The organism is Vibrio sp. 10N.286.52.F8 (genome assembly GCF_041468745.1).
Taxonomy (GTDB): Bacteria; Pseudomonadota; Gammaproteobacteria; order Enterobacterales; family Vibrionaceae; genus Vibrio; species Vibrio crassostreae_C.
The window spans coordinates 1-218 of the sequence record NZ_JBFRJF010000075.1; the positions used below are offsets into that span (position 1 = coordinate 1).

Annotated in this window: 1 tRNA gene; it reads right to left on the minus strand. The window is 37.6% G+C overall.

Annotated elements, in window-relative coordinates:
• Positions 1-76 precede the first annotated feature (76 nt).
• Positions 77-152: transfer RNA gene (locus AB4133_RS21950), tRNA-Asn, on the minus strand.
• Positions 153-218 lie beyond the last annotated feature (66 nt).

Genomic DNA, 218 nt, shown 5'->3' on the forward strand with positions numbered 1-218 from the left:
TCGGCACACTAAATTCTTTGCTTAAAGAGTTAAACTCTTCAATTAAAACCTCATATAAAATGAAGTCCTTTAAAAATGGCTCCCCTTGCAAGACTTGAACTTGCGACATACGGATTAACAGTCCGCCGTTCTACCAACTGAACTAAAGGGGAATTACTTGTCTCAACATCAGGTCTATAAAGACCATTATTTGTTAAGTACCAAATAATGGTGCCTCG